Below are 24,962 nucleotides of genomic sequence, written 5' to 3'. Positions count from 1 at the left end.
TTGCGCATAAGGTGATGCGCCGGCCGGACCCGCCTGAAAGGCCTAGCGGGTGGCGATGGCGTGCAATCGGGCCTTGGTGGCCAGCACATGGTCGCTCATCTGCCGCCCGGCCGCCTCGCTGTCGCCCTGGCGGATGGCGTCGAGAATCGCCTCGTGATCGCGCTGAGAGGCGAGGATGAAGGCCGGCGGCGTATCGGGCACCTGGCGCAGGCGCGGCGGCACATGGTCGGCGACCGTCGGACAGATCCGCGCCGGATCGGCGAACAGGGGATAGACCAGGGTCATGCGCACGGCGTTGCGCAGGGCGCTGTTCTGGGATGCTCTCTGGATGGCCCGGTGGAAAAGCCGGTTCAGGGCGTACCAGTCGCGTTCGATGGCCTCCGACCAGGCGCCTGCGTCGAGGATGGCGCGCCCCCGTTCGACCAGATCCTGAAGGGCGCCGCACCCTTCCGGCGGCCAGCCCAGGTCCACCGACAGCCGCGCCGCCAGGCCCTCCAGGCTCGCCCGGACCTCGATGGCGTCGAAGATGTCGCTGATCTTCATGCTGAGCACGGTGTAGCCGCGATTGACGCCGTAGCTCACCAGGCCCTCGGCGGAGAGCACCGCCAGGGCGCTGCGCACAGGGGTGCGCGACACGTTCATCTCGGAGGCCAGGGCTTCGGCGCGCAGCTTGCTCCCCGGCGGGATCCGGCCCGAGACGATCTGCTCCCGCAGGTGGGTGAGCACCGTATAGGTGGCCGGCTCGGTGTACGGCTCAGAACTCGCCGCTTCGAACGAGGTCAGCGATCCGTCCCCTGTCATCCCATCATCCTCTTCTGCGACCAGCCTATCGCCGACGTCCCAGATACACGACCGCGCTCAAATTGCAGCGCCGCGGCGCCTGCGTGCGGCCCCGGGCGATGATAACCTCCCATCGCCTTGGCGCAGGATGTCGCCGGCCGCCTTTCAGGACGTGACGATATGGATCTGGTCTGGCTCGAGGATTTCCTGGCGCTCGCCGAGCATCGGAACTTCTCGCGCGCCGCGGAGGTCCGGAACATCTCGCAGCCAGCCTTCAGCCGCCGGGTTCGCATGCTCGAAGACTGGCTTGGCGCGCCGTTGTTCGACCGCGACACCCAGCGGGTGGACCTTACCGCGGCAGGCGCGGAGTTCCTGCCCGTCGCCCAGGAAGTTCTTCGGCGCGTCACCTTTGGCCGGGAGCGGGTTCAGGAGGTCTCGGCCGCCGCGGCGAGCAGTCTTCGCATCGCCTGCACCAACGTCCTGTCGCTGACCTTCTTTCCCGACTGGCTTCAACGGCTCGAGACCTCGGCGGACCTATCGCCGTCCAATGTCAGCCTGGTCACCGACAGCATGGCCGATTGCGAACGTCTGATGGTCGCCGGCCAGGCGCAATTCATGCTGTCGCACCACCATCCCGCGGCCCACACCGCCTTGGAGACCGGCGCCTTTCGCGCCCTGGACATCGGCGCTGACGTGCTGATCCCGGTGAGCGCGCCGTCGGGGCCCCAGGGCGGCGCGCCGCTGCACGCCCTGCCCGGCTCGGCCGCCGCGCCGACCGCGTTTCTCGGCTTCAATCCCGCCTCCGGCATGGGGCGGATCGTGGCCGCCACCCGGGCGAACGAAGCCCCGCCAACCTGGCTGAGGCCTGTGTTTACGGCCCAACTGGCCATGGTGCTGCTGATCATGGCGCGCGAGGGCCGCGGCATGGCCTGGTTGCCCTTGAGCCTGGTAAGCCGGGACCTCGCCGCCGGGACCCTGGTCCGCAGCGCGGCGAGCGACGCCTGGGACATCCCCGTCACCATCCGCCTCCATCGCCCGCATGCGCGACAAAGCCCGAGCGCCGAGGCCTTCTGGGCCACCGCCACCAACAGGGCCGCCATGTCGGCCTGAGGAAAAATGACTTCGCCCTGTCGGATCGCGCCGCCCAAGAGCGTCCTATGCTCGCCCGGCGCCGCACCGGCCGGTCCGCAAAGCCCAGGAGCTAGACCATGACCTATATCGACGGCTTCGTCATCGCGGTCCCCACCGCCAACCGCCAGAAGTTCATCGACCACGCCAACACCGGCGACAGCGTCTTCATGGAGCTCGGCGCCCTGCGCATTCTGGAGTGCTGGGGCGACGACGTGCCTGAGGGCAAGCAGACCGACTTCCGCCGGGCGGTCCAGGCCACCGCCGACGAGAGCGTCGTCTTTTCCTGGATCGAGTGGCCCGACAAGGCGACCCGCGACGCCGCCATGGCCCGCATGGAAGAGACGATGAAGACCGACCCGCGGATGAGCCCCGAGCACAATCCCATGCCGTTCGACGGGGCGCGCATGATCTTCGGCGGCTTCACGCCCGTGGTGACGATGGAAGCCGCGTCGAGCGACAGTCAGGGCGACTTCATCTGGTATGAGCTGCTGACCACCGACGCCGACGCCGCCCAGGCCTTCTATGGCAAGATCCTGCCCTGGACCTTCGCCGATTCCGGTCAGGCCGACATGGACTACCGCATCGTCCGCGCCCCGGAGCACGATGTGGCCGGCCTGATGGCCATCACCCCCGACATGGCCGAACACGGCGCCCAGCCCGTCTGGCTGTCCTACCTGGCCGTCGATGATGTGGACCAGGCCGTGACGGCCATCACGGAGAAGGGCGGGACGGTGCAGATGCCCGCCATGGACGTTCCCATGGTCGGCCGCATCGCCATGGTCGCCGATCCGCAGGGCGCGCCGCTTTACGTCATGAAGCCCGTCAGCGGCGGCAAGAGCATGGCCTTCGCCTATGACCGGCCCCGGGTCGGCCATGCCGCCTGGAACGAGCTCCATACTGCCGACCAGCTCGGCGCCTGGGCCTTCTATGGCGACCTGTTCGGCTGGGTCCATGACGGCGACCTGGATATGGGTCCCATGGGCCAGTACCAGTTCATCCGCCGCGGCGGGATGATCGGGGCCATGATGAAGGCCGATCCCGCCATGGGTCCGCCCCGCTGGAACACCTATTTCCGGGTGGCCGACATCGACGCCGCCAAGACCGCCGTGGTGGCCGCGGGCGGCCAGGTGGTGCAGGGGCCAGACGAAATCCCCGGAGGCGACTTCTCCATGAACTGCATCGATCCCCAGGGCGCGGCCTTCGGTCTGGTGGGGGGACGGTCGAGCTAGCCGCTCTAGGCCAGGGCCAGGGGGAAGGTGCTTCCAAGCGAGGTCTCGGCCCCCCGGCCGATCCTGGCGATGGCGTCGACCATGGCGCCGTTGCGGCTCAACAGGTCGTCGGCCAGGGCGACGAGGCGGGGGTTGGGGGTCGCGAAGGGCGCGGCGGCGCGGAGCTTGTCCGCCAGCCGGCCCTCCTGGCCTGGCGCGCTCAGGGCGCAGGCGACCACATAGGCGGCGGCCGGCGACCGGCTCACGCCGGCCCAGCACTGGATCAGCAGGGGCTGATCGCGACGCCATTGCCGGGAGAACGCAATGAGGCGCGCCACATCGTCGGCGCTGGCGGCCTGCAATCCCGGGCGCGGCGCGGCGATGTCATGAAAGATGAGCGCCAGCCGCTCAAAATCAGCCGGGATCACCGCCTGTTCGGCGCCGGGCGAGCCCAGGCTGATGACGTGGGATGGACGCCAGATCTTCAGCGCCGCCGCGACCTCATGCAGGGGGCAGACGATCAGGGTCACAGGCCCAGCAGCCCGACAAAGGCGACCAGAAAGCCGACCTCGAAGGCCTGTTCGCAGGCCCCGAGCGTATCGCCGACCCAGCCGCCGATCAGGCGCCGGGCCTGCAGGGCCACGAGGCTGGCGCACAGCCCCCCCACCAGCACGGCGCCTGCAGTGGCGACGGGCGCGATGAGGATCGCCGGGACAAGGGCGAGGACGGAGATCACCAGGGCGACGCCGATCTCGCCGGCCCTGACGCCATCGGCGACTGGCTTGACCTTGGCCGAGGCTCGATCGCCGGCATAGGGCAAGAGCCCCATGGTCAGCACCGACACGCCGCGCCCCGCCGCATGGGCCGCCGCCAGGCCCGGAAGGACGACGACGACCGCCATCTGGCTGAGCGCGACGACCTTGAGCGACAGGACCAGTCCCAGGGCGAGGACGCCATAGGTTCCCAAGCGGCTGTCCTTCATGATCTCAAGACGGCGTTCAGGCGTCTGACCCCCACCCAGACCATCGGCTGTGTCGGCCAGGCCGTCCTCGTGGAAGGCGCCTGTGATCAGAATGCCGACGCTCGTCGCCAACAGGGCGGGCAAGAGCCCGCTCCAGATCTGCGAGGCCGCGACCAGAACAACGCCGGACGCAAGACCGACCAAGCCCCCGACCAGGGGGAAGTATCGCGCCGAGCGTGCGGTCCAGTCGGGTTGAAAGTCCTTCAAGGGCGGGACAGGGACCCGGGTCAGGAACTGGACCGCCGTCAGGAACAGGGCGAGCTGGCGGGGCATGTCAGAGGCGTCCGGCCAGGACGTCATCGAGGCTCGCCACGTCGGCCAGCAGAGCCGCCGCCGCCCGCACCAGGGGCGCCGCCAGCAGAGCGCCCGTCCCCTCGCCCAGGCGCAGCCCCAGATCCAGCAACGGCTCGGCCGCCATCGCCTTCAGCATCCGGTCGTGTCCCGCCTCGGCCGAGCGATGGGCGAACAGGCAGACCTCGCCGACCTCGGGACGAAGGCGCATGGCGGCGAGCGCTGCGGCCGTGCAGATGAAGCCGTCGACGATGACGGGCGTCCGTCGATCCGCCGCGCCGTGGATCGCGCCGGCCATCATGGCGATTTCCAGCCCGCCGAACTGTCGCAGAACCTCGAGCGGGTCTGTCGCATCGCTGCGCTCGGACGCACGCGTGAGTATGGCCAGCTTGTGGGCCAGGCCCGCCGCGTCATGGCCTGCGCCGACGCCGACGCAATCCTGGATCGGGGCTGGCGCCAGGCGGTGCATGAGCAGGGCGGCCGAGGCGCTGTTGCCGATCCCCATTTCGCCGAGCGCCAGGATATCGGCGCCGCGATCAATGGCGGCGACCGCCAGTTCCGCGCCGCGGGCCAGGGCGAGCTCGACCTCGGCCCGGCTCATGGCGGGCTCGCGGGCGGCGTTGCGCGTCCCCCTGGCGACCTTGGCGTCGATGAGCGCGGGATGCGGCGCAAGCTCGGCGTCGACGCCAGCGTCAACCACCCTGACCTCTGCGCCGACGGCGCGGGCGAATGCGTTGGCGCTGGCCCGTCCGGCCAGAAGCGTCACCACCATGGCCTGGGTGATCTCCGCCGGATAGGCCGAGACCCGGTCCTGGGTCAGGCCGTGATCGCCGGCGAACACCAGAAGGCTCAGGCGCTCGGCCCGCGGCGTCAGGCTCTGGCTGATGAGGGCCAATCGGACAGCCAGGTCCTCGATCCTGCCCAGCGATCCGGGCGGACGAGCCTGGGCGTCCAGATGACCGCGGACTGCGGCCTCCGTGACAGGTTGAGTCATGTCGAGTGGTCCTTCAGGCCGGCAAGTCGCGCCAGGGCTGCAATGTCGAGATGGAGTTCCAGGGCCGCGGCGATCTCGTCCAGGGCGGTGTCCACGGCGAGACGGTGATCGGCGCCGGCGGAAGCCGCACCCAGCTGCGCCAGGAAGGCCGCGCGCGCCGGCCCTGAATCAAACAACCGATGGACATAGCAGCCGGCGACCCGGCCATCGGCCGAGACCGCGCCCTCGCCCGCCCCATCGTGGCGCCGCAGCAGGGGCCGGGTCAGGCCCTCGCCCGTCGTGCGGCCCATGTGCATTTCGAAACCCTCATAGGCGCCATCGCCCAGGATCGTCGTTCCGCGGCAGGGCTCCAGCACCTTGTCGCCGCTCAGGACCGTGTCGATATCGAGCAGGCCCAGGCCCTCGGCCGAACCGGCTGGCCCCTCGATCCCGCCGGGATCGGTGACCGTGCGACCCAGCATCTGGAAGCCGCCACACACGCCGAGCACCCGCCCGCCGCGCCGGACGTGGGCCTTCAGGTCGATGTCCCAGCCTTGATCCCGCACGAAGGCGAGGTCCGCCAGGGTCGCCTTTGACCCCGGGAGGATAATCAGGTCGGCGTCGCCCGGCAGGGCCTGGCCCGGCGGCACATAGACCAGGTCGACGGCGGGTTCGGCCTGGAGCGGATCGAAATCATCGAAATTGGCGATGTGGCGCAGGATCGGGACCGCGACCTTCACCTGACGGCGTCCGGGCCCGGCGGCGTCGCTGAGCACCACGGCGTCTTCGGCGGGCAGACGTCGGGCCGCCGCCAGCCATGGGACCAGCCCCATATCCGGCCAGCTCGTGCGGTTGGAAATCTCGCGCCGGCCATCGTCGAACAGCCGGGGATCGCCCCGGAACTTGTTGATGATGAAGCCCCTGATCGCGCCGGCGTCCGCGGCGTCCAGAACCGCCTTGGCGCCGACCAGGGCGGCGATCACATGGCCACGGTCGATGTCGCCGACCAGCACGACTGGCACATCGGCGGCCAGGGCGAAGCCCATATTGGCGATGTCCCCCTGCCGCAGATTGATCTCGGCCGGACTGCCCGCCCCCTCGACGATGACCAGATCGGCCTCAGCCTCCAGGCGACGGAAGCTGTCGAGAACCACGCTCAGCAGGGCGGCCTTCCGCGCCTGATAGTCCAGGGCCTGATAGCTGGCCTCGACCTGGCCGCGCACCACCAACTGGGCGCCGACATCGCTCTGGGGCTTGAGCAGGACGGGATTCATGTGAACCGTCAGGGGCGTGCGGCAGGCGATGGCCTGAAGCGCCTGAGCCCGGCCGATCTCACCACGGCGGCCCTGGTCGTCCGGCTCGGTGACGGCGGCGTTGTTGCTCATGTTCTGCGGCTTGAACGGGCGGACGCGGTAGCCCCTGTTGGCGAACAGTCGGCACAGGCCCGCGACCAGCACCGATTTCCCCACATCCGAGCCGCAGCCCTGGATCATCAGCGCCGCCATGAGGCTCCCCCGATCGCAATGGCCGCCCACAGCAGACCGCAGGCGCGGACATAGGCGCCCAGCGCCCGGCGCAGATCGCCCGGGGTCGGCGGCGGACCCTCGCCAAAAGTCGGGCGCTCGGTCATCACCCCATCATAGGCCACCGGACCGCCCAGCCTGACCCCCAGGGCCCCGGCCATGGCCGCCTCGGGCCAGCCGGCATTGGGCGAGGCGTGAAGACGGGCGTCCCTGAACATGGTCCGCCAGCCGCGCCCGCTTGCCGCAGCGATCAGCGCCCCGGCCAGTCGCGCCGGGATCAGGTTCATCAGATCGTCGGTGCGCGCCGCGGCCCAACCAAAATCCTTCCAGCGGGGCTCCCGGTGGCCGATCAGACTGTCGGCCGTGTTGACCGCCTTGTAGGCGTAGAGGCCAGGCAGACCGGCGAGCAACAGCCAGAAGGCGGGCGCGACCACGCCGTCATTGAAACTTTCGGCCAGGCTTTCGATGGCGGCTGCGGCCACCCCCGAGCGGTCCAAAGCTTCGGTGTCGCGGCCGACGATCTTGCCGACGGCGGCCCGAGCCGCCGGGAGGTCATCGGCGTCCAGCGCACGCGCCACGGCCTCGACATGGTCGTACAGGCTGCGCTGGGCGAGGCCGATCGTGGCGGCCAGGACCGGACCCGGTCTCGGCAGCCGCGAGGCCGCCACCCCGGCCACCGCCGCGGCGCCGACCGCAGCCAGCAGCGTGGCGATCCCGCCCGCCCGCCGGCGCCGCGGTGACAGATCGGAGCGATTGAGCCGGCGCTCGCCGGCCCCAATCACGGCGCCGAGCCCCACCACCGGATGCGGCGCTCGGCGATGCACGCGATCTGGATAGCCCACCACCGCCTCGATCACGAGGGCGGCCAGGGCGAGACGGGCGGCGGGCCTAAGCACGCCCGATCACGTCGATCAGAGGCCCGCCCGGGCCTTGGGTCAGGGTCGCCTCCACGCCATAGGCGCGGCGGAGCACGTCGGGAGTCAGGGCGGCGGCCGGAGGGTCATCGCCAAGCACCCCGCCGTCGGCGAGGACGATGATCCGGTCGGAGAGGCGCAGCGCCATCGAGAGGTCGTGCAGGGTCAGGACCACGCCCACCCCGCTCTCGGCCAACTGCCGGAACAGGGCGGCGGCGTCGAGCTGGTGCGCCGGATCCAGGCCCGTCAGGGGCTCGTCGGCCAACAACCACTCTGGCTCTCCGGCCAAGGCCCGGGCGATCAGGACCCTCGCCCGCTCGCCTCCCGAAAGCGTATCGACGATCCGCCGCTCGAACGGCGCGACCCGGGCCGCCGCCATGGCGCGGTCCACCGCCGCCCGGTCCTCGGCCGTCGGCCCCCGGGCGCCGACAAAGGGGGTGCGCCCCAGTTCGATCAGGGTGCGCCCCTCGACCGACCAGGCGATCTCCGGCGTCTGCGGCAGGAAGGCCAGGCGTCTGGCGCGCTTGCGAGGCGCCATGCTCGCCAGGGCGAGGCCGTCCAGCGTGGCCATTCCCGATGTCGGTTGGCGAAGCCCCGCCAGACAGGTCAGCAGGGTGGACTTCCCTGCCCCATTTGGCCCGACGATCGTGGTGACCTTGCCCGCCTCGATCGAAAGCGTGACAGACGTCAGGATGGCCTTGTCGGCGATACGGACGCTCAGGTCTGCGCAGCCCAGAATGCTCATGCGATCTTCCTCCGCAGGCGCAGCAGCAGAACCAGGAAGAAGGGCGCGCCGAGCGCCGCCATGGCGACCCCCAGCTTCACCTCGTTCGCGGCGGGGGTGAGCCTGACGAGGATGTCGCCGGCCAGCACGACGACGGCCCCGCCCAGGATGCTGGGCACGAGCAAGGCGCCCGGTCTCGCCCCGACCAGCGGCCGCAACAGATGTGGTGTCACCAGGCCGACGAAGCCGATGACGCCGGTGACCGCGACGCTGGCGCCGGCGGCCAGCGCGACCCCGAGCGCCAGGCTCCAGCGGGTCGCCGACATCGACACGCCGAGCGATCTCGCGCCGACATCCCCCAGCGTCAGGGCGTCCAGCGCACGTCCCGTGGTCAGCAGCAGGCCGCAGCCGATGACGACCAGCGGCAGCGCCATCCGCACCTCTTCAAAGCTGCGGTCGGCCAGGGAGCCCATCAGCCAGTCGACGATCTCGTTCACGGCCCAGGGGTTGGGCGCCATCGACAGGGCGAGAGAGACGCCCGCGCTGGACAGGATGTTGAGGATCGCCCCGGCCAGGATGAAGGTCACCAGACTGGAGGCCGACCCCGACAGAAGCATCAGCACGGCGACGCCGACCAGGGCTCCGCTGATCGCCGCCACGGGCAAGGCCCAGGGGGCGAAGGCGGTGACGCCGTAATAGAGGGTGAGCACCGCGCCCAGGGCCGCCATGGATGACACGCCCAGCACGCCCGGGTCCGCCAGGGGGTTTCGGGTGTATCCCTGGAGCACCGCGCCCGATAGCCCCAGGGCTGCGCCGACGACGATGGCCAGGATCGTGCGCGGAAGGCGCAATTCGAACACGATGGCCCAGCGGGGATCGACGTCCGGCGTCAGCCAGACGTCCCACGGCACCCAGACCTTTCCCGCGATCAGGCTGATCGATGAGAGCACCACCAGGGCCGCCGTGAGCACGGCGTAGAGCAGGGGTCGGTTGATCGGCCTCATGCCGCCCTCCCCAGCGCAGCGTCTCGCGCCCGCGCCAGAACCGCAGCGGTCTGGATCAGGACCGGACCGCCACAGAACAGCAGCCGCTCCGGGAAGACAGCGCGGCGCATGTCGCCCGCGACACGGGCCAGCGCCGGATGCTCCATCACCCGCTCGGCCCAGCTCGGCGCCCCCGGATAGGGCTCTCCAGCCAGGAGAACATCCGGCGGATCGGCGATGACCAATTCCAGGGGCACGTTCATGGAGCGGCGCAGGCCATAGCGCGATGCGGCGTTGATCAGGCCCATGCGGGTCATCATCTCATCCATCAGCGTGCCGGGTCCCGAGGCGAAGCCGCCGGGCATGAAGACCAGCGCCGAAAGGCGCTCCGCCTGGGGTGCGGGCGCGGCGGCGGCCAGGGCGCGCTCGATGCGGCCGATCAGGCGCTCGCCCCGTTGGGGGTGACCGACCAGCCGGGCGACCTCGCGAACCTGCTCAAGGCTCTCCTCGACCGTGTTGGGAACGCCGAACAAGGCGGTGGGAATGTCGAGCCGCGCCAGGGCGTTGCGGGTCGCCAGGGAGGAATGCCGGCCCGTCAGCACCAGGTCGGGACGCAGGGCGATGACTTCTTCGGCGCTCTCATAGGTGAAGGGCAAGGTGCGCGCGATATCGGCGATGGTCGATCCGTAGTCGTCCCGCGCATAGTGGCTGAGCGCGCCGATCTGCGCCCTGTCGGCCACCTCGACGAGAATGACGTCCAGACACGGATTCAGGGAAACCACCCGGGCGGGCCGCCCCCAGGCCGGCGCGCGAGACGGCGGCCCCGCCGTCGAGCCGCAGCCGGCCACCAGCGAAAGGCCGCCCGCCAAGGCCAGGCGCCGATCGATCCCGCGGATCAAAAGTCGATTCCCCGCTGCGCCTTCACGCCCTGCTCGAACGGGTGCTTGACCAGGGTCATCTCCGTTACGAGATCGGCCGCGGCCAGCAGTTCGGGCTTGGCGTTGCGCCCGGTGACACAGACGTGCTTGCCCTCGGGCCGGGCGACGAGCCCTGCCACGACAGCCTCGATGTCCAGATAGTCGTAGCGCAGGGCGATGATCAGCTCGTCCAGCAGGACGTGGTCGAGGGCGGGGTCTGCGATCATCTCCAACGAGGTCGCCCATGCGGCTTCGGCGGCGGCGACGTCGCGCGCCCGGTCCTGGGTGTCCCAGGTGAAGCCCTCGCCCATGACCTCGTAGCGCACCTGGTCGGGGAACTTGGCGAAGAACTGGCGCTCGCCGGTGATCCACTTGCCCTTGATATATTGGACGATCCCGACCTTCTGGCCCCAGCCCAGGGCGCGGGCGACCATGCCGAAGCCGGCGGTCGACTTGCCCTTTCCATCGCCGGTATTGACGATCAGCAGGCCGCGCTCCTCGGTCTTGGAGCGCATCAGTTCGCGGCGTTCGGCCTGCAGGGCCTTCATCGCCTCGGTGTGTTCGGCGTTCTTCGGATCGGTCATCTTGATCGCTCCAGTGCGAGTTGAAGGCGCCGCCAGTCCCTGCGGGCGGGCAGGCCAAATCGGATCAGGTTTGGGTCGTGGGCGAAGATCCGCACAAGCACACCCTCCTCCCCCAGGCGCCAGGCCCGGCGCGCGGCGGCCTCACAGCGGGCGAGACGGAACAGGCTTGTTCCCCCCACCACATCGAGCCCAGCCGCCGTCAGCAATTGGTCGAGGCGGCCTGCGTCGGCGACGAGCCGCGCGCGTGTGCGCTCGGCCCACGCCGCATCGGCATAGGCCGCCTGTCCCATGGCGATGGCGTCGGCGCTGACCGGCCAGTCGCCGATCCAGGCGCGGAGCGCGTTCGAAAGCTCCAGCGGCGCGACGATAAAGCCCAGCCGCACCCCTGGCAGGCCGTAGAATTTTCCGAACGAGCGCAGCATGATCGTCCGGTCGCCTGCAAACGGGCTAGCGCTGGCGCTCGGCTCAACCTCGACGAACGACTCATCGATCAGCAGCCAGCCGTCTCCCGCCATCGCGACCAGATCGCCACCGCGGGTCACGGCGCCGTCCGGGTTGTTCGGATTGACGATGATGCGAAGCTCGGCGTCTGTCTCGAACAGTTTGTCCCGCGCGACCTCGGCCACCTCGGCGCCCGCCAGTCTCCAGGCGTCGGCGTGGCTGCCATAGGTCGGCGAGGCGATCGCCACCCGCCGAACGCCCAGGCGTCCAGCGAGCAGGCGTAGTCCGGCCTCAGCCCCAGGGACGGCGACAACGCGGTCGGCAGGCGCGCCGAACGCCCTCGCCGCCGCAGCCTCCAGCGCCTTGAGGTCGGACGGGTCAGGCAACCGCGCCAGCGCGCGGACCGGCGCCCGCCGCCAACGCCCAGCCTGGGGGTTGATTCCGGTGGACAGGTCGAGCCACGGCTCGGGCGCGAGAGGATGATCCCCTCGCGCCTTGGAAAGCCGCCCGCCGTGGTCGATCCTGGCGGTCATCGTCCCTCAGAACCTCGCGCGCAGGCCGACAAAGGCCCCACGCCCGGCGACCCCGTAGTTTCGGGTGGTCTCGTAGGCTTCGTCGCCGACGTTCTCGACCCGTCCATAGACCTCGACGACGTCGTTCACGGGGTAGGAGGCCCGCAGATCGACCAGGGTGTAGCCGTCAAGTCGCGTGGCGTTCGAGGCGTTGTCGAAGCTGCGGCCGGCATGTTGAACCGCGATAGAGGTCGATAGCCGGAACGGCCAGACATAGGTCGCCACGAGATTGGCGGTCTCCTCGGGGCGGCGCGCCAGCTGACGACCCAGATTGGCCCCGGGCGTGCGGTTTTCCGTCTGGGTCTGGGTGTAGTTGGCCTGCAGGTCGAAGGCGCCCAGGGTCAGCGCGGCGGCCAGCTCGACGCCATCGGCCTCGGTCAGGGCGGTGTTGTCATAATAGCCGAAGCGACGGGCGCCGTTGACGAAGCACAGCGGCGCCGCCATGGGCGTGACGGTGCTGGCGCAGGACACATAGTCGATCTGGTTTGTGGTCTCCCGGGCGAAATAGGTCGCCGAGAGCACCAGGGCGCCATCGAGCAGGCGCTGTTCGACGCCGAGGTCCCACCCGTCGGCCTCTTCCGGATCGAGAGCGGTGTTCCCGTAGTCGCTGTAGAGTTGGTAGAGGCTGGGCGCCTTGAAGGCCTGGCCAAAGCTGGCGCGGAGTACGGTCGCGCCGCCGTTCAGCGACCAGGCGGCCGCGGCCTGCCCCAGAGCCTTGCCGCCGAAGGTGTCGTGGTCATCGCGACGAACGCCGCCGGTCAGGGTCAGGCCATCGACCACCTCCGCCTGGATCTGAGCGTAGGCGCCGAGAATGCCGACCTTGGCCGTCGCCGGCGTCGGATTGGGTGTGAACGTCGATGGCGAAGCGGAGCGGAATTCCGAGTCCTCATGCTCGGCGCCGAAGGTCGCCGTCCAACCCTCCCGGATGGCGAGCACGCCCTGGTACTCAAACCGGTTGTTGAGCCCCTCGGCGTCGAAGGTGACCGGCGTGACCGCCTGGTCCGGATTTTCGTTGTGTCGCTCGGTCCGCGTATAGGCATGAGCGATGCGGTTGCTGAGGCGGCCGTCGAGCAGGTCGAAGTTGAGGCCTGCATAGGTCACCAGCTCCATGGTGTCCGAGGTCTCCGGCGTGTCCCCAAAGGCGTAGGTCGGGGCCGGAAAGCCATCGATGTCCACCGTGCCGTCGGAATAGACCGCGCGCAGATCGACCGACACGCCGTCGGCGATGCGAATATTGGCGCGGCCGCTCAGGCCCAGATTCTCGTAGCCATCGTCCTCGCTCCCCCGGGCGAAGGTGGAGAAACCATCGGTCTGATAGTGGGAGGCCGAGAGGCGCCAAGTGGCCCGCTCCGTAGCCCCGCCGACATTGGCCCGCAGATAGGACGTGCTGCGCGAGCCCACCTCCACATCCAGCCCCGATTGGAACGGTCGCACGGGCTCGGCCGTCACGATGTGGACCACGCCGCCAATGGCCTGGCTGCCCCAGAGGGTCGACTGCGCGCCCCGCAGCACCTCGATGCGGGCGATGTCGCCGACCAGCAGGCTGCCGAAGTTGAAGCCGCCCCCGGTGCCGGACGGATCGTTGAGCTTCACGCCGTCGATCACCACCACCGTCTGGTCGGATTCGGCGCCGCGAATGCGCAGGGCGGTGCTCGCGCCAACGCCGCCGTTCCGCGACAGGCTGACGCCAGGGGTGCGGACCAGCAGGTCCGCCACGGCGACCGTCTGGGCCGCCTCGATATCCTGGGCTGTCAGGACCGTGACCGACTGGCCGACGCGGTCTGCGGCCTGGGCCGAACGGTTGGCCGTCACGACGACGCCCTTCAGCAGGGTCGGGTCGGTGGCCGCGGCGCTCGCAGGCCGGGTGTCGCTCAACTCCGCCTTGGCGGCCGTGGCGGTCAGAAGAAGCGCAGCCGTGGCTGCGCCGAGAAGAAGGTCGTGTCTCATTTGGGTCCAATCCCGTGGCTCGACAACGCACCGGCCCCACGAGACCGCGATCGAACACACAGACGCGCCCGGTCGCGGCCGCGCGGGCACGCGGCACAACAGACGTCGTCATTCGGGAAGACCCCGTTTCGCTCGGCACACCACGTCCGCGCGAAGGACGACCACGACGGGCAGGTCTCCTGGCTTGCGGGTCAACGCCGGTGCGCGCCGCCTTCCCAGATCCCCGGCCGAAACCTTTAGACCCAGTGGCTAGTGGCGCGCGGGCTCGCCGCTTACAGTTGCGTGGGCAGCCCAGGTCTTGCACCTGAGTTCCCTATTAATCCCCATCGCTGGGGAACCTGTCGCAGCACCGCCATAGGCGAATGCTGCGCGCTCGGCAAGGATGGCGCCATGACGGCCACGATCGTTCTCGGCGGGGCCCGGTCAGGGAAAAGCGCCTATGCCCAGGCCCGCGCCGAAGCCGCTGCTGGCGCCGCGCGCCAAGCGCGGCTGGTGATGATCGTGACCGCCCAGGCCTTCGATGAGGAGATGGACCGTCGGATCGCACAGCATCAGGCCGACCGCGATTCACGGTGGGTCACGGTCGAGGCGCCGATCGATCTGGCGGGCGCCATCTCGGCCCTCAAGCCTGAGGATGTGGCCGTGGTGGACTGCCTGACCCTGTGGTTGAGCAACCTGATGATGGCCGAGGCCGACATCGAAGCGGCGACGGCCACGCTCATCGAAGCCGTCGTCGCCTGCCCGGCGACCTTGCTGCTGGTCTCCAACGAGGTCGGCTGGGGAATCGTGCCCGACAACGCCCTCGCCCGCCAGTTCAGGGATCACGCGGGGCGCCTTCACCAGCGCCTGGCGGCCGCCGCCGACGAGGCCCTGCTCATCGTGGCCGGACTGCCCATGACGTTGAAGCCCGCCCCGGCGGCGCCCGCCAGCGGGCGTTCATGAGGACCAGATCATGAGCGTGACCAGGCTGTGCGTGGTGCTGGCCGGAGGGGCGGGCGAGCGAATGGGCGGGGACAAGGCCCTACGGCCTCTGGGCGATCGGATGCTCGGGCAGCACGCCCTGGCGCTGGCTGCGCGCCTTGCCCCGAATGTCGTCCTGGCGGTCCGTGACCAGGCTCAGGCCGAAGGCCTAGGCCCCGCCGACCTGGTCTTCGATCCGCCGGGCGTCGAGGGACCTCTCGCCGGGGTGGTGGGCGGCCTTGTCCACGGCGAGCGCCTGCGTGCGGCCCACGTGCTGACCATCCCCTGCGATGCGCCGCTGCTTCCAGCCGATCTCTATGCCGGGCTCGAGGCGGCGCTGGAGCGCAATCCCGGCGCCCTTGCCGCAACGGCCAATGACGGCCAGCAGGACCAGCCGGCCTGCACCCTGTGGCGCACCGCAGCCCTGCCCCCACTCCTGCGCTATGCCCGGACGGGTCGGCGCTCGCTTCATGGCGCGCTTTCTGACCTCAAGGCCTGTCGGGCCGTGTGGCCCGATCCCGGCGGCAGGATGTTCATGAACATCAACACCACGCAGGACCTGGCCCTCGCCGAGGCGGTGTGGGCTGAGTTGGGGCTCGGCCAAGCCTGACAGACGCAGGCCAGATGGCCTCCAGGCAAAGAGGGAGCGCTTCACCCAGGAAGCTCCCATCCAGATCAGCTCATTCTTCCGCCTCATGGAGTCCTGAAAACATATCGCTTTTCAGTGCGCCCCCCCGGCTCCAAGCCTCCCCTCAAGATGGAGGAGAGAACCGATGGGCGTGTCGCCGTTGCAAGACCTGGTCGAGACCGTGCTGGGCGCCGAACGCTCTGACGAGATGTTCAAGCTCCTGGTGGTCCACCCGGACCTCATGGCCCCAGCCGATCGGGTCAGCCGCGCCGTCATGGCCCAGGCCCTGAACATGGTGCTGTTCAGCGATCTGCTGCTGCGCGTGCCGGCTGCGGCGGACTATGCCGCCGACTGCCTGCGGGACGGCCGGACCATCTTTCATGACCACGGCGCGGTGCGCACCGTCGTCCTGAGCGGCATGGGCGCGCTGCCCTCCGGTGAGGCCGCCGTGGTTCGGGTGCTCAAGCCCCTGGGCTACCAGCAGAACGGGCTCTATCCCCTGGAGCGCCTCAAGATGACGGGACGCTCCTACGCTCAGCTGGACTATCCCGAGGACATCGCCCAGTTCTTCGTCAGCGAACTGCACACCGACCGCTTCTCGCCGGACTTCGTGAAGGCCGCCCGCGCCGTCACGTCCACCTCCCGCGACCCCCTGTCGGATGAGGCCAAGGCTGTGCTGGCGACATTCCAGGCCAAGGGCGAGGTTGATCTCGCCGCCGCGGCCGCCGTCCTGCCCGTCCTTGCCGCCTGCTTCGATCGCCAGCATGAGGCGCCGGCCCAGGCCGACTACGAAGCCCTGCTGGCGGAGTCGGCCGAAATGGCCTGGATCGCCACCGAGGGGAACGCCTTCAACCATGCCACCGACCGGGTGGACGACGTCGAGGCCGTGGCCGAAGCCCAGAAGAGCCTGGGCCGCCCGATGAAGGACACGGTCGAAGTCTCAGGCTCAGGCCGCGTGCGGCAGACCGCCTTCCGCGCCGCCCAGGTGATGCGGGACTTCGTGGACGCCGACGGGGCCACGGTCACGCGGCCGGCGCCGGGCTCCTTCTACGAGTTCATCACCCGCATGCAGATGACCGACGAGAAGACCGGCCGCCCACGCCTGGACCTCGCCTTCGACAGCTCCAACGCCCAGGGCATCTTCAAGATGACCGCCGCGGCCGGCGCCGATCGCTGAGGCATGGACGCCCAGCTGGTCGCCGACCTTGCAAGACTGGTGGGCGACGACGCCCTGCTGACGGCGCGCGAGGACCTTCGGGCCTATGATCAGGCGGCGCGTTATGAAGGCGGCCGCGCCGCGGCGGTGGTTCGCCCGCGCACCCCGGCCGAGGTCGCCGCAATCGTCGCCTGGTGTGGGGCTCAGGGCGTGGAATTGACGGTCCAGGGCGCCAATACGGGGCTGGTCGGCGCCTCGACGGCGGACGGCAGCGGCCGCCAGGTCCTGCTCAGCCTGGAGCGACTGCAGGCGCCGCTGGCGGTGGATCCCGTCAACCGCAGCGTCCGCGCCGGGGCCGGCGTCCGCCTTTCGGCCGCCAACGCCGCCCTGCAGCCGCACGGCCTTTTTCTGCCCATCGACCTGGGCGCCGATCCCACTGTCGGCGGCATGGCGGCGACCAACACCGGCGGCGCCCGCTTCATCCGCTATGGCGATATGCGCCGGCAGATTCTCGGCCTGGAAATGGTCCTGGCCGATGCGACCGGGACCGTGGTGCAGCTGCGCCGCGGTCTGCGGAAGGACAATACCGGGCTCGACCTGCGCCAGGTGGTGATCGGGGCCGGCGGCGCGCTGGGCGTGATCACCGCCGTGGAGTTCGAGGCTCACCCCCTCCCCGCCCAGACCGCGGCGGCCCTGGTGTTGCTGGAGGACCTGGACACCGCCCTGCCCCTCCTGCTGCACATGGAGCGCGAGGGCGGCGAGACCTTGTCCGCCTTCGAGGGCATGTCACGGGCCGCCCTGGCCGCCGCGCTGGACCATGGCCCAGGTCTGCGAAATCCGTTCTCAGGCGACCTGCCGCCCTATGCTGTGCTTGTGGAGCTCAGCACGACGCGATCGCGGCGGCCCGGCGACACACCCCTGGCCGAGCAGCTGGAGCAGGTTCTGGCCGACTGGCTGGAAACCGACGGCGGCGGCGGCGCGATCGACATCCTGACCGGCGCGCCAGAACCCCTCTGGGCGATCCGCCACGCCATTTCGGAGGGCCTGCGCGCCAAGGGGCGTGTCATCGGCTTCGATCTCGCCTTCCGGCGCTCGGACCTGGCCGCCTTCCGCCGGACGGCCGTCGCCCGGCTGGCGGCCGCATTCCCCGAGTTCGAGATCTGCGACTTCGGCCACATCGGCGATGGCGGCGTCCACTTCAACCTGGTCTGCGACCCGGCCGCGCCACCCGCGCCTGACCGGCTGGCGGCGCTTCGGGACGCGGTCTACGAGATCGCCTGCCTCCAGTTCGGTGGGAGCTTCAGCGGCGAACACGGGCTGGGCCGCGCCAACCTCGCCCAGTACCGGAGCCTCACCCCAGCGCCCGTGCGAGGCCTGGCGGCCCGCGTTCAGGGCGCCTTTGCCGACCGGGCGCTCGGCGCCGTGGACTACGCCGCCCTCGGCTAAGGGACTCTGGAGCTCAGGGCGCCGGGCGCGCCGAGCGGATGACGGGCGGCAACTCGGAGGGCTCAAAGCCGATCCTGTCGGCCTCCAGCACCACGCAGCGGCCGGTGAAATCGACTCCTTCGCACAGCTGCCAGCGGCCGGTCACATGGGCGCTCAGGGGCGCGCCGCCCTCGCCGGGCGCCTGTAGGTCAGGCGTGGCCTCGTCGATGGAGAGCCTCAGCCCCATGAATTCCCGGCGGGCATAGAGCTCCAGCAGCGGCTCGGCCGGCGCGTCGCCCTCGACGCCGCGATAGGTGGCGAAGATCGAGCGGACCTCGAAGGTCTCCGCGCCGACCCGCGCAGGCACATAGTCGAAGTTGGGCGTGTCGCGCCGGAGCACCGTGCAGGGATTGGTGAATTCCGGCGCGCCGCAGATGTCCCAGTAGCCGACCACCTTGGCGCTCAGGGGCTGGAACGGGATGGCCGCCTTGGTGTCGGCGAGATCGTCCCGGGTCGTGAAGCGCTCGCCCGCGAAGTCGGGGGCGCTGAAGAAGGTGATCTCGTCCTCCTGAGCCGCCGCCGAAGAAGACAGAACCAGCGCAAAGCCCGCCCCGACCAGGGCCGAGACGAGGGTGGGATGGGACGAGAGCATGATCGTTCGACCTAAGCGCTGTAGGCGATGAAGCGGCCAAGCCCGCCGACCGTCAGCCAGATGAGCAGAGAAGAGGCGGCCATGAGGCGCCCGGCCAGGGGCGGGGCCGCATCCCAGCCGGCCAGGCGGCGCTTGTACATCAGGTTGAACGCCAGGGCGTTGGCGAGGCCCAGGCCCAGCCCCGCCATCTTCCAGAGGAAGATCCTGTTCTGGGCCAGGGGGCCGGCGTCGGCCGAAAACACCACGAGCCCGCTGATCACGAAGAGGCCGAGCCCCACGACGGCCAGCGGCGTCATGAACCGCGACAGAGGTTCAAGCGGCAGCGCCCGGGCGAAGCCCAGCAGCCTCAGATCGACCGTGCCGATCCCACCGATCAGCAGGATCAGCCCCAGGAGGTGAACGAGGTTGGCGATCGGATAGAGGCCGCCGCCGCTGCGTGCGGCCTCCCCCAGGGGCGATTGCTCGAAGGCGACCGCAAGCGCCTGAACCGTTTCGAGCAGCGCCATCTCAGCGCATCTCGACGGTCTTGCCACCCACGATGATGCGCTCGGCGCGAACTTCCAGGGTCCCATCGGTCCGGGGGTAGCCCACGATCCTGACCTTGGCCCCGGCCGGCAGATCCTTGGCGCTCAGCCCCCGCGCCGCAACGCGAGCGACAGGCCCCAGAACGACGGTCCAGACCTTGTCACCTACCGTGATCGCCATCTCCGCATGGGGGTTGCGCCACCGGGTCGACTGAACCGCGCCATCGAGGGTGATGCTGCGGTTGGCCGCATAGGAGCCCCAGCCGTGATGGGCCGAGGCGATGCCCGGCGCGCCAAGACTTATCGCAAGAGCAAGCAGCAAGCCCCGCAACATGAAAGACCCCCAACCTCGACTGAACACTTGAAGCGGAATGTTCCGCCCACGGCTCGGATGGAGAAAGCGATAGTTTCTCATCAGTCCATGCGGGTTGATCGTTCCGCATCGGGCCGGCCGGGGCCGTGGGATCAGCTGTGGGCCTGAGCGATGATCCAGTTGGTGAAGGCGCGCAGACCTTCGGACGCCCCGCGGTTCTCTGGCACGACCCAGTAATAGGCCTTGTTGAGGCTCAGCGGCTGGTCTTCGAACAGGGCCACCAGGCGCCCTGATGTCAGTTCGTCCTCGATCAGCACCTTTGGCAGGATCGCCGCGCCCAGGCCCGCGGCGGCGGCCTGAGCGATCATGGCGAACTGCTCGTATCGGGGGCCGCGGTTCACGCCGGGGAGATCGAAGCCGGCCAAGTCGCACCAGTCGGCCCAGGCGGTGGCCCGCGTGGTCTGATGCAGCAAGGTGGCGCGCTCCAGATCCTCGGGCTGACGAAGGCGTCGGGCGGCGCGGTATTCGGGGCTCGTGACGACGACCGTGACCTCATTCATGAGGTGGTGGCAGTGAGCCGAGGCCCAGGTCGGGGCGCCGTAGTGGATCGCCGCATCGAACATCTCGCTCTCGAAATCGAACGGTTCGAGCCGGGCGGAGAAGTTCAGCGTGATGTCGGGATGGGCGTCGACGAAGGTCGGCAGCCGAGGCACGAGCCAGCGGGTGGCGAAGGTCGGCAGCACGGCCACGTTCAGCGTCGTGGTCGCCTCGGTGAACGCCATCACCTTGTGCGTCGCCTGCCGCAGTTCGGCGAGGATGCGCTGGACTTCCTTGAGATAGGTGACCCCCGCCGCGGTCAGAACCACCCGCTGGCGAACCCGCTCGAACAGGACGACGTCGATGCGGTCTTCCAGCATGCGCACGGCGCGGCTGATGGCGCTTTGGGTGAGGTTCAGCTCCACCGCCGCCCGAGTGAAGCTGCCATGACGGGCGGCGGCCTCGAAGGCCGTCAGATCGCCGATAGAGGGAAGCAGAAAATGACGGGACATGGATACTGGGAGGTCATGCGTAGAACTCACGAGACGTCAGGTCCCAGGGGGAAGCCAGAGATTTGAGAGCGCTTGGCCCTTCGCCTGGCCCAGAAGTTCAGAAGCCACGCTCATGTGCCGCTAATGCGGGCGCCCGTCGCATCCCCGGCAAAGGGGAACAAGCGCATGGCCGCCGCCAGTCGGAATGGCGGCGGCCGCGCTCGTCGTTCGTGAGGGGTCTAGAACGACTTGCGAAGATTGACGCCCACCGTCCGCGGCAGGGTCGAATTGACGAGCTGTTCGGAGCCCGCGCCCGAACTCACGGAATAGGCGCCGTAGATATCGAACACGTTGCGGACGAAGACATAGGCGCCCCAGTCCGGTCCCTCGAGGCCCGTCCGCAGGTTCACGACCCCAAAGTCGCCCTGCTTTTCGTAGTACACATTGGTCGGGCGGAAGTGAGAGTAGGACTTGCCGATATAGCTGTAATCGAGCCGCAGCATCCCGTCGAAGCCATCGGTCACCGGCCAGACATAGTCGACGCTGGTCGAGGCGGAGAACTTGCTGATGTCCGGGATCTGATCGCCCGCATCGCCCAGAGAGGTGGAGTCGCGGATGTTCGGGTTGATCTGATCTTCCAGTAGTTCAGGCTCGGAGAAGGTGAGACCCCCAGAGATCGACAGGCCCGCCATCGGACGCGCCATATACTCGAACTCGACGCCGCGGATACGCGCCTTGCCGGCGTTGACGATGAAGCTGCAGCAGCCGCTGAGGGTCTGGGCCGAGGTCTGAATGTCGTCCCAGTCGATCTGATAGAGCGCCGCATTCAGCGTCAGGCGGCGATCGAACCAGGCCGTCTTCACGCCCAGCTCATAGTTCCACACCGCGTCGGGCCCATAGGGAACAAGCTCGGGCTCCAGGTTCGGGGTGTTGTTCGCCCCGCCGGGACGGAAGCCTTCGGCCGCCGTGGCGTAGATCATGATGTCGGGATTGAGCTGGTAGTTGACGCTGTACTTTTCGAGCCAGCCCTCGGCGTCGGCGCCGAAGCTTCTGAAGGGCTCCACCAGCGAACCGGAGACCCAGTTGGGCATGTCGGTCTGGCCGAAGGTGGTCTTCTCGTACTTGAACTGCCGCAGGCCGACATTGAAGGTCAGGCCGTCGATCAGCTCGTAGGAGACATCGCCGAACAGGGCCGTCTGGTCGGTCTCGGTCGTGATGTCGCGGTGGAAGAAGATGGTCGGCGGGACGCCGATGACGCCAGTGTTGGAGTCGACCACGGCCAGCGTGCTGTCGACATAGTCCTCGCGCTTTTCGATGAAGGCGCCGAAGGTCCAGTTGAGCTTCGAGTCGCCCTTGGAGCTGATCCGCAGTTCGCTGTTGAAGGTGTGCAGCCAGGCCGGCTTGTAGAGGGTGGTCGGGGTCTGCGAGAGGGCGAAGGCGGTGAACTGCGCCAGTTGCTGGCTGTTGCACGACGAGGTCGGGACGCCGAGCGACAGGTTGAACCAGTTGGTGCAGTTGGCCACGCTCGTGGAGTTGCGCAGCATCGTATAGGTGTAGTCGCTTGCGTTGACCTGATCCCACTCGTAATAGGCCGCCGCCCAGGAGATGTCGGCGAACCCGACATCCCATTCCAGATCGCTGGAATAGAGGGTCAGCTCGTCGCGGTTGATCGGGATGACATAGCGATCGGTGCTGTATTCCTTCTCGCCCAGCAACGGGTACCAGGTGGAGCCGCCCCCCGGCGCGTCGGTCTTCTGGCGCATGAACATGCCGTGCCAGGATACGTTGTCCAGCGGCAGGGCCGTCACCATGATGCGGCCGCCGGTGGTGGTGCGGTCGTTGATGTCCTCGGCGCCGTAGCGGATGTTGTCGACGAAGCCGCCGCGCTGCTCTTCATACAGCACGACGCGGGCGCCGAGCTTGTCTTCGATCAGAGGCACATTGACCACGCCCTTGGCGTAGTAGCTGGCCTCGCCCTCCTTCATGGCAGAGCCCATGACGTCGACGGCGCCGGAATATTCCCGTGTGTCGGCCTTGTTGAAGATGACCCGGACGGTGCCGCCCATGGAGCCTGAGCCGTAGAGGGTGCCCTGGGGTCCGCGCAGGACCTCGATCCGCTCGACGTCGAACAGGTTGCCGTCCTGGGAGCGGCCGCCGGAATTCTGGCTGGTGTCAGAGGGGCCGGTCAGCGGCGTCTCGTCGTAATAGAGGCCCACGGTCGCTTCGCCCGAAGCCTGGATGCCGCGCAGGGTGATACGGCCGCCCCCGTCCGAACCCCCGCCGATCTTCAGGCTCGGCACCATCGCGGTGATGTCCTGCAGCCCGGTGGCGCCCATATTCTCCAGGGCGGTTTCGCCCAGGGCGGTGATGGCCAGCGGCGTCGTCTGCACCGTCGTGTCGCGCCGGGTCGCCGTAACGATCAGCTCGTCGACCTCGCTTGCGGCCTCCTGAGCCGAGGCGGCGCTGACCGAAAGCGCTGCGATCGCCGCGCCGGCCAGGAGGCCCAACTTAGCGCCAAGTCCTGATGATATTCCGCGCATGAACTTATCCCCTTGTCCTGCCGTCGGGCTCCGCTCGTGGGGCCTCTGCAGGGAAGACGCGGGCTCGGCGCAAACCACCACATCGCAAAAAACGCCGTGGCGCCCGGCGTCCGGGGGCTCGCCGTCCGTTCCTGGAAGGGGGTTTGTGGAATCGCGCGCGCGAAGGGGGCTCGCCCATGCCGTTTTGTCATGAGGCGGACAGAATAAATCGCTTTCGAGGGCTGCTCATCGGGTGAACCCTCCTCTTCCGAACACCGGGTTTCACGCGTTCGGGGGTAATCGTGTCCAAGACCATGCAGGGCCAGGCGAGCGGCCCGCCCGCTATCGGCCGATCGACCCAAACTGCGCTCCCTTTCGGCGCCCTTGTCCCGGGCGCCCTATGACGTCCGTCGACGCACCGCCGACCACGGCGGAAGCCGATCGCCCCCGGGGGCCCGTGGCCACCTTCCTCGGGACCTACTGGTTCGGCGTCACCCTCTGGAAGCGCATCTTCCTGGGCATGGCGCTCGGGGTGGGCGCGGGCCTCCTGCTGGGCGACCAGGCCGAACAGATCCGCTGGATCGGCGACCTCTTCATCCGACTGATCCGGATGCTGGTGACCCCGCTGGTCTTCGCCACCATCGTGGCCGGCGTCGTCTCGATGGGCGATATCCGCCGTCTGGGGGGCATCGGGGTCAAGACCCTGTTCCTCTACTTCGTGACCACCCTGATCGGCGCTGCGCTGGGGCTTGGCCTGGGCGCGCTGGCGCGGCCCGGCGTCGGCGTCGTCCTCGGCCAGCCGACGGACGCCCCGGCGGTCGCTGCGCCCATGTCGCTCACCGATCAGTTCATGGCCATCGTGCCGATGAACCCCGTGGCCGCCCTGGCCGAGGGCGACATCCTGGCGGTGATCTTCTTCGCGATCATCTTCGGCCTGGCGGTTCTGACCGCCGGCGAGGCTGGCCGTCCGGTGGCGCGAGCCTTCGCCTCCCTGGCCGACGTCATGCAGAAGATGACCCGGGGCGTGATGGAGGTTGCGCCCTTTGGCGTGTTCGCCCTGATCGCCTGGGTGACAGGCGTGGTGGGGCCGGCGGCCTTCATCCATGTCTTCCTGCTGGCCGTCTGCGTCCTGGTCGGCTGCGCCCTGCAGGTGCTTGTGGTGCATGGCGGACTCATCCGCCTGGCGGCCGGCCTGCCCATTACGCCCTTCCTGCGCGACATCGCAGACGCCGTGGTGGTCGCCTTCTCCACCTCCTCCAGCGCCGCGACCCTGCCCGTGGTGATGCGCGTGGCCGAGGAGAACCTGGGCGTGAGCCGGGTGGTGGCGTCCACGAGTCTGCCGATCGGCGTCACGGTGAGCATGGACGGCACCGCCATGTATGTCGGGCTGCTGGCCATGTTCGCCGCCCAGGCCTTTGGCGTCGAGGTGACGATCCTCCAGTGCCTGCTGGTGATCATCTCCATTGCGGTCATCGCCGTGGGGTCAGCGCCCGTGCCGTCGGCCTCGCTGTTCCTGCTGGCTGGCGTTCTGCAGACCCTGGGCCTGGGGCCTGAGCAGACCGCCATGGTGGTGGGCTTCATCCTCCCCTTCGACCGCATCCTCGACATGATGCGCACCGTGCCGAACTGCACCTCCGACCTCGCCGTGGCCGTGACCGTCGCCAAATGGGAAGGCGAGCTTGACAAAGAGGTGTACCTCGCCAAGCCCACAACTTGAGCGAGTTAAATGGGCGGTCGCGCCCGCTGAG

Annotated in this window: 24 protein-coding genes, 1 pseudogene and 1 riboswitch; of the genes and pseudogenes, 8 read left to right on the top strand and 17 right to left on the bottom strand. The window is 69.1% G+C overall.

Annotation, left to right across the window (positions count from 1 at the left end):
* Window positions 1-42: 42 nt before the first annotated feature.
* The gene (locus Q8L83_RS18075; RefSeq protein WP_305289469.1) at window positions 43-801 is read right to left on the bottom strand and encodes a GntR family transcriptional regulator; all 759 of its coding nucleotides are present in this window, start codon (window positions 799-801) and stop codon (window positions 43-45) included.
* A gap of 159 nt (window positions 802-960) precedes the next feature.
* On the opposite strand from Q8L83_RS18075, the gene Q8L83_RS18070 reads away from it, so the two are divergent.
* The 3 genes and pseudogenes from Q8L83_RS18070 to Q8L83_RS18060 all read left to right on the top strand — a co-directional run bounded on the left by Q8L83_RS18070 (window position 961) and on the right by Q8L83_RS18060 (window position 3,140).
* Entirely contained in the window at window positions 961-1,890 is a 930-nt protein-coding gene (locus tag Q8L83_RS18070; RefSeq protein WP_305289467.1) for a LysR family transcriptional regulator, read from the top strand.
* Window positions 1,891-1,988: 98 nt separating this feature from the next.
* Window positions 1,989-2,342 (top strand): annotated as a pseudogene (locus Q8L83_RS18065) (DUF1428 domain-containing protein); the annotation flags it as partial.
* Entirely contained in the window at window positions 2,316-3,140 is an 825-nt protein-coding gene (locus tag Q8L83_RS18060) for a VOC family protein (RefSeq protein WP_370868416.1), read from the top strand. The pseudogene Q8L83_RS18065 and the gene Q8L83_RS18060, both read left to right, overlap by 27 nt.
* A 5-nt stretch (window positions 3,141-3,145) precedes the next feature.
* Here Q8L83_RS18060 and Q8L83_RS18055 read toward each other — a convergent pair whose 3' ends face one another.
* From Q8L83_RS18055 to Q8L83_RS18005, 11 genes are read right to left on the bottom strand one after another with little or no spacing between them, the layout of a single operon-like run.
* Window positions 3,146-3,649, bottom strand: a complete 504-nt coding sequence (locus tag Q8L83_RS18055; protein WP_305289466.1) for a tyrosine phosphatase family protein — start codon at window positions 3,647-3,649, stop codon at window positions 3,146-3,148.
* On the bottom strand, window positions 3,646-4,440 hold the full coding sequence (cobS, locus tag Q8L83_RS18050) for an adenosylcobinamide-GDP ribazoletransferase (protein WP_305289464.1): 795 nt from the start codon (window positions 4,438-4,440) through the stop codon (window positions 3,646-3,648). Before cobS ends, Q8L83_RS18055 begins: the two co-directional genes overlap by 4 nt.
* The gene (gene cobT, locus Q8L83_RS18045) at window positions 4,415-5,425 is read right to left on the bottom strand and encodes a nicotinate-nucleotide--dimethylbenzimidazole phosphoribosyltransferase (RefSeq protein WP_305289462.1); all 1,011 of its coding nucleotides are present in this window, start codon (window positions 5,423-5,425) and stop codon (window positions 4,415-4,417) included. Before cobT ends, cobS begins: the two co-directional genes overlap by 26 nt.
* Entirely contained in the window at window positions 5,422-6,909 is a 1,488-nt protein-coding gene (locus tag Q8L83_RS18040) for a cobyric acid synthase (protein ID WP_305289460.1), read from the bottom strand. The genes cobT and Q8L83_RS18040 overlap by 4 nt, the downstream gene beginning before the upstream one ends.
* Complete coding sequence (cbiB, locus tag Q8L83_RS18035; RefSeq protein WP_305289458.1) at window positions 6,897-7,823, bottom strand: adenosylcobinamide-phosphate synthase CbiB; 927 nt, start codon at window positions 7,821-7,823, stop codon at window positions 6,897-6,899. Before cbiB ends, Q8L83_RS18040 begins: the two co-directional genes overlap by 13 nt.
* Window positions 7,816-8,586 carry an ABC transporter ATP-binding protein gene (locus tag Q8L83_RS18030; protein WP_305289456.1) on the bottom strand — a complete coding sequence of 257 codons (771 nt, stop codon included), beginning with the start codon at window positions 8,584-8,586 and terminating at the stop codon, window positions 7,816-7,818. Before Q8L83_RS18030 ends, cbiB begins: the two co-directional genes overlap by 8 nt.
* On the bottom strand, window positions 8,583-9,569 hold the full coding sequence (locus Q8L83_RS18025; RefSeq protein ID WP_305289454.1) for an iron ABC transporter permease: 987 nt from the start codon (window positions 9,567-9,569) through the stop codon (window positions 8,583-8,585). The genes Q8L83_RS18030 and Q8L83_RS18025 overlap by 4 nt, the downstream gene beginning before the upstream one ends.
* Window positions 9,566-10,447 (bottom strand): ABC transporter substrate-binding protein, encoded by an 882-nt coding sequence (locus Q8L83_RS18020; protein WP_305289452.1) that lies wholly within the window; start codon window positions 10,445-10,447, stop codon window positions 9,566-9,568. Before Q8L83_RS18020 ends, Q8L83_RS18025 begins: the two co-directional genes overlap by 4 nt.
* Window positions 10,444-11,049, bottom strand: coding sequence for a cob(I)yrinic acid a,c-diamide adenosyltransferase (cobO, locus tag Q8L83_RS18015; protein WP_305289450.1), 606 nt, complete (start codon window positions 11,047-11,049; stop codon window positions 10,444-10,446). The genes Q8L83_RS18020 and cobO overlap by 4 nt, the downstream gene beginning before the upstream one ends.
* Window positions 11,046-12,023, bottom strand: coding sequence for an aminotransferase class I/II-fold pyridoxal phosphate-dependent enzyme (locus Q8L83_RS18010; protein WP_305289448.1), 978 nt, complete (start codon window positions 12,021-12,023; stop codon window positions 11,046-11,048). Before Q8L83_RS18010 ends, cobO begins: the two co-directional genes overlap by 4 nt.
* A gap of 6 nt (window positions 12,024-12,029) precedes the next feature.
* Window positions 12,030-14,009 (bottom strand): TonB-dependent siderophore receptor, encoded by a 1,980-nt coding sequence (locus Q8L83_RS18005; protein WP_305289447.1) that lies wholly within the window; start codon window positions 14,007-14,009, stop codon window positions 12,030-12,032.
* Window positions 14,010-14,160: 151 nt separating this feature from the next.
* A riboswitch (cobalamin riboswitch) is annotated at window positions 14,161-14,366 on the bottom strand.
* Window positions 14,367-14,399: 33 nt separating this feature from the next.
* On the opposite strand from Q8L83_RS18005, the gene cobU reads away from it, so the two are divergent.
* The 4 genes from cobU to Q8L83_RS17985 all read left to right on the top strand — a co-directional run bounded on the left by cobU (window position 14,400) and on the right by Q8L83_RS17985 (window position 18,199).
* Window positions 14,400-14,951, top strand: coding sequence for a bifunctional adenosylcobinamide kinase/adenosylcobinamide-phosphate guanylyltransferase (gene cobU / locus Q8L83_RS18000; protein WP_305289445.1), 552 nt, complete (start codon window positions 14,400-14,402; stop codon window positions 14,949-14,951).
* Window positions 14,952-14,961: 10 nt separating this feature from the next.
* Complete coding sequence (locus tag Q8L83_RS17995; RefSeq protein ID WP_305289443.1) at window positions 14,962-15,579, top strand: molybdenum cofactor guanylyltransferase; 618 nt, start codon at window positions 14,962-14,964, stop codon at window positions 15,577-15,579.
* A 169-nt stretch (window positions 15,580-15,748) separates the two neighbouring features.
* Window positions 15,749-16,774, top strand: coding sequence for a 2-oxoadipate dioxygenase/decarboxylase family protein (locus Q8L83_RS17990; RefSeq protein ID WP_305289441.1), 1,026 nt, complete (start codon window positions 15,749-15,751; stop codon window positions 16,772-16,774).
* A 3-nt stretch (window positions 16,775-16,777) separates the two neighbouring features.
* Window positions 16,778-18,199 (top strand): FAD-binding oxidoreductase, encoded by a 1,422-nt coding sequence (locus Q8L83_RS17985; protein WP_305289440.1) that lies wholly within the window; start codon window positions 16,778-16,780, stop codon window positions 18,197-18,199.
* A 13-nt stretch (window positions 18,200-18,212) separates the two neighbouring features.
* Here Q8L83_RS17985 and Q8L83_RS17980 read toward each other — a convergent pair whose 3' ends face one another.
* The 5 genes from Q8L83_RS17980 to Q8L83_RS17960 all read right to left on the bottom strand — a co-directional run bounded on the left by Q8L83_RS17980 (window position 18,213) and on the right by Q8L83_RS17960 (window position 23,202).
* Window positions 18,213-18,830, bottom strand: coding sequence for a beta/gamma crystallin-related protein (locus tag Q8L83_RS17980; RefSeq protein ID WP_305289439.1), 618 nt, complete (start codon window positions 18,828-18,830; stop codon window positions 18,213-18,215).
* An 11-nt stretch (window positions 18,831-18,841) separates the two neighbouring features.
* A complete protein-coding gene (locus tag Q8L83_RS17975) occupies window positions 18,842-19,336 on the bottom strand; it encodes a DUF6644 family protein (protein ID WP_305289438.1) in 495 nt (164 codons plus the stop codon).
* 1 nt (window position 19,337) lies between these two features.
* Window positions 19,338-19,688, bottom strand: a complete 351-nt coding sequence (locus Q8L83_RS17970) for a DUF6152 family protein (RefSeq protein WP_305289437.1) — start codon at window positions 19,686-19,688, stop codon at window positions 19,338-19,340.
* A 131-nt stretch (window positions 19,689-19,819) separates the two neighbouring features.
* Window positions 19,820-20,716, bottom strand: a complete 897-nt coding sequence (locus tag Q8L83_RS17965) for a LysR substrate-binding domain-containing protein (RefSeq protein WP_305289435.1) — start codon at window positions 20,714-20,716, stop codon at window positions 19,820-19,822.
* A gap of 218 nt (window positions 20,717-20,934) precedes the next feature.
* Window positions 20,935-23,202: a TonB-dependent receptor gene (locus tag Q8L83_RS17960; protein ID WP_305289434.1), complete on the bottom strand. Its 2,268-nt coding sequence runs from the start codon at window positions 23,200-23,202 to the stop codon at window positions 20,935-20,937.
* 412 nt (window positions 23,203-23,614) lie between these two features.
* On the opposite strand from Q8L83_RS17960, the gene Q8L83_RS17955 reads away from it, so the two are divergent.
* Window positions 23,615-24,931 (top strand): dicarboxylate/amino acid:cation symporter, encoded by a 1,317-nt coding sequence (locus Q8L83_RS17955; protein WP_305289432.1) that lies wholly within the window; start codon window positions 23,615-23,617, stop codon window positions 24,929-24,931.
* Window positions 24,932-24,962: the final 31 nt, after the last annotated feature.

The sequence above is a fragment of the Phenylobacterium sp. genome, assembly GCF_030680185.1.
Lineage (GTDB): Bacteria > Pseudomonadota > Alphaproteobacteria > Caulobacterales > Caulobacteraceae > Phenylobacterium.
Note: the sequence above shows the minus strand (reverse complement) of the source record. Positions and strands in the feature narration are given on the sequence as shown.

Coding starts and splice junctions, on each gene's coding strand:
- Q8L83_RS17965 (WP_305289435.1), bottom strand. CDS start 20,716: ATGTCCCGTCATTTTCTGCTTCCCTCTATCGGCGATCTGACGGCCTTC.
- cobO (WP_305289450.1), bottom strand. CDS start 11,049: ATGACCGATCCGAAGAACGCCGAACACACCGAGGCGATGAAGGCCCTG.
- Q8L83_RS18060 (WP_370868416.1), top strand. CDS start 2,316: ATGATCTTCGGCGGCTTCACGCCCGTGGTGACGATGGAAGCCGCGTCG.
- Q8L83_RS18005 (WP_305289447.1), bottom strand. CDS start 14,009: ATGAGACACGACCTTCTTCTCGGCGCAGCCACGGCTGCGCTTCTTCTG.
- Q8L83_RS17955 (WP_305289432.1), top strand. CDS start 23,615: ATGACGTCCGTCGACGCACCGCCGACCACGGCGGAAGCCGATCGCCCC.
- Q8L83_RS17985 (WP_305289440.1), top strand. CDS start 16,778: ATGGACGCCCAGCTGGTCGCCGACCTTGCAAGACTGGTGGGCGACGAC.
- cobT (WP_305289462.1), bottom strand. CDS start 5,425: ATGACTCAACCTGTCACGGAGGCCGCAGTCCGCGGTCATCTGGACGCC.
- Q8L83_RS17995 (WP_305289443.1), top strand. CDS start 14,962: ATGAGCGTGACCAGGCTGTGCGTGGTGCTGGCCGGAGGGGCGGGCGAG.
- Q8L83_RS18010 (WP_305289448.1), bottom strand. CDS start 12,023: ATGACCGCCAGGATCGACCACGGCGGGCGGCTTTCCAAGGCGCGAGGG.
- cobU (WP_305289445.1), top strand. CDS start 14,400: ATGACGGCCACGATCGTTCTCGGCGGGGCCCGGTCAGGGAAAAGCGCC.
- Q8L83_RS18070 (WP_305289467.1), top strand. CDS start 961: ATGGATCTGGTCTGGCTCGAGGATTTCCTGGCGCTCGCCGAGCATCGG.
- Q8L83_RS17975 (WP_305289438.1), bottom strand. CDS start 19,336: ATGGCGCTGCTCGAAACGGTTCAGGCGCTTGCGGTCGCCTTCGAGCAA.
- Q8L83_RS18030 (WP_305289456.1), bottom strand. CDS start 8,586: ATGAGCATTCTGGGCTGCGCAGACCTGAGCGTCCGTATCGCCGACAAG.
- Q8L83_RS17970 (WP_305289437.1), bottom strand. CDS start 19,688: ATGTTGCGGGGCTTGCTGCTTGCTCTTGCGATAAGTCTTGGCGCGCCG.
- Q8L83_RS18025 (WP_305289454.1), bottom strand. CDS start 9,569: ATGAGGCCGATCAACCGACCCCTGCTCTACGCCGTGCTCACGGCGGCC.
- Q8L83_RS18040 (WP_305289460.1), bottom strand. CDS start 6,909: ATGGCGGCGCTGATGATCCAGGGCTGCGGCTCGGATGTGGGGAAATCG.
- Q8L83_RS17980 (WP_305289439.1), bottom strand. CDS start 18,830: ATGCTCTCGTCCCATCCCACCCTCGTCTCGGCCCTGGTCGGGGCGGGC.
- cobS (WP_305289464.1), bottom strand. CDS start 4,440: ATGACGTCCTGGCCGGACGCCTCTGACATGCCCCGCCAGCTCGCCCTG.
- Q8L83_RS18075 (WP_305289469.1), bottom strand. CDS start 801: ATGACAGGGGACGGATCGCTGACCTCGTTCGAAGCGGCGAGTTCTGAG.